This is a genomic window from Ferdinandcohnia jepli, assembly GCF_047246645.1.
GTDB lineage: Bacteria > Bacillota > Bacilli > Bacillales > Bacillaceae_L > Ferdinandcohnia.
In genome coordinates this window covers 1-2,351 of sequence record NZ_JBFOKR010000045.1, presented here as the reverse complement: position 1 = coordinate 2,351, position 2,351 = coordinate 1, and the positions used below count along the sequence as shown (strand labels likewise).

Sequence of the window (2,351 nt, the reverse complement as noted above, 5' to 3'; positions counted from 1 at the left end):
AAATTGCTCACTATATTTAGCCATAAAAAACACACCCCAAAAGTAAGATTTCTCTCTAACTTTTGGGGTGCAGTACAAATTAGCATTGCTTTCTTGTTGATATGGTAATATTATTTATGGTTTTCAAAGTCAATTAGTAAGTAAAATAACATATTATATGATGATAGACAATGAAAATTTGTACTCTTGTAAATTTTGCTGCTTTTTTATTGCGTCTTTTATGTCTGAAATATAATAAAAACGACTGTAGTTAACTGTCGTGAAAATGTGAAATCATATTCAACTAAAGCACCCATTAGAATGCGTTATGATATAGGATTGCTTGGTCGTCATCAACATATTTAATATAATTCAAGGTTTTTACATTTTTCCTCTTTTTATAATTCACTGAGTAAGTTTGGTCTTTTTCGATTAAATTCCATACCATGAGCTCTTTTACTGTGATTTTTATTTTATATTCATTTTGATACTCAATATCTGTATTGGGAGGAACAACTGTAATCCATGCTTCATCATTATCCTCAGAATATCCCTTCTCCAAGACAGTAACGATTGCATAAGTTGAAGATGTTGTAAAAAAGTAATTTAAAAGAAATATACTTCCAATGATAGAAATAATTAAAATGAGTAATATAATCTTTTTATTCCGCATAAACCTCTCCCTTATCAATATCTAATTTACCTTGTTAAAGAATACTGCCTCGTTAGCTTAATAACTTCAACAATTAAGTCCCTTAATCCTTCTTGGGTCAACGCATCCGTTACATAAGTTCACAAATTTAAATCTTTAATTACTAAAAATGTTGCAACATTCTTAGTACTAAAACCTATAAATCATTAAGTCAACTAGCATCACTTTTATTTTCATTTCAAAAATTCGAAAATGTTGATAGAAACATAATTATTATGGTTTAAAGCTCACAAATTGAAGATTTGTGTATTTTGCTCGAAACCACCTATATTTGTAAAATCTTGTTAATTATTTTAATATTATAATAATTAACAATACCTAAAGGAGTTTTACATGATAAGAAAAATAATTTTTATAACATCTAGTTTAATGTTGGGGATAATTCTCTGTACTTTCGGGGGGATCTATTGGCTTAAGAATCAAAAAGTAGAAACATTGCTATCCTGGAAACATGAAGAGTATATCGAAGAAAAAGGTTCCTTTTATACCATTCATTATCACCCTGACGAAAGGGAAAAAGTAGAAAAATTCATAGAAATTACTCCAAAGATCTTAGAATTGGGTGATTTATGGTTTAAAGAACAGGATTTATCCACACAACATTTAAATATATACCTCATTCACAAAGACGACCAGCCTCATCCAGGTCTTTCTGGTGAAGGGATTTTTACAGAAAACAATATTATTCTATTAAGAAGTAAAGATGATATTAGTTTTTTACTTAATACTTATTCTCATGAATTTGCTCACTTTTTTATACATCTAGCTAGTAATGGTAATGAACATATTCCAGATTGGTTTCATGAAGGAGTAGCAAGCGCATTTGCACAGAGAATATCTCCTATCACTTTAAATTATAACTCAGGCTCAGGATCTGACGTGATGCCTTTTGCAGAAATTAAGCGAGAAGAAGATAATTATAATAGCTCATATATATTCATGCAATATGCAGTTGAATATTTGATTTATAAGCACGAAAAACAGGTTTTAATGTCGCTCATTCAAAAGACAAAAGAAACAGGAGAATTTTCTAGATCATTTAACGAATTAACTGGGTTAGATCTTAAAAACTACCATAACTTATTTTCAGAAGACTGGGAACCAATTACCAAAATTCAAACACTGATTACTAATGGGGAAATCGAAGAAGCTGAGCAATCAGCCTTAACCTATTTAGAAGAAAAAGGGCATTATTTTTATGAAGCTCCACATGTATATAATTTATTAACAGAGATTTATCTAACTCAAAATCGTTTCGAGGATGCATTACTCATGTTAGAAAATAATATAGAGTTTCAAGACATACCTATGCTTTATCAAAGACTAGCTGAAATAGCATTACATTCTAACCAGGATAAAGCACTAACTTACGCTGAGGAAGCAGTAAATTCAGCAACAAGGGGTGATTGGAACATAGATGAATTTAAAAGATGGTTAAGAGAATTTAAAGAGAAGATTTAAGTAATAATCAATTTTTAATCTTCCCCCATTAAGCTAGTATCTAATTTTCGAATGGATTTCCATAAAGAGGAAGTCCATCTTTATAATTAAAAAACAATAATAAAATATAACAGAGCTTTTAACTAGTCGAGTAGAAGGGAGCCTTTCTACCTTACGGTAAATTGTACTCCTCCCCCCTCACAGAACCGTGCTTGCGCTA

At 30.2% G+C, this 2,351-nt stretch carries 2 protein-coding genes; one reads left to right on the top strand and one right to left on the bottom strand.

The genetic code is table 11. The features are described from left to right. Positions 1 to 295 precede the first annotated feature (295 nt). Positions 296 to 652 (bottom strand): hypothetical protein, encoded by a 357-nt coding sequence (locus tag AB3M96_RS23570; RefSeq protein WP_412970050.1) that lies wholly within the window; start codon positions 650 to 652, stop codon positions 296 to 298. A 372-nt stretch (positions 653 to 1,024) separates the two neighbouring features. Between AB3M96_RS23570 and AB3M96_RS23565 the strand changes: the two genes are divergently transcribed. Beyond that, complete coding sequence (locus AB3M96_RS23565) at positions 1,025 to 2,152, top strand: tetratricopeptide repeat protein (protein ID WP_412970049.1); 1,128 nt, start codon at positions 1,025 to 1,027, stop codon at positions 2,150 to 2,152. The last annotated feature ends 199 nt before the right edge of the window (positions 2,153 to 2,351 follow it).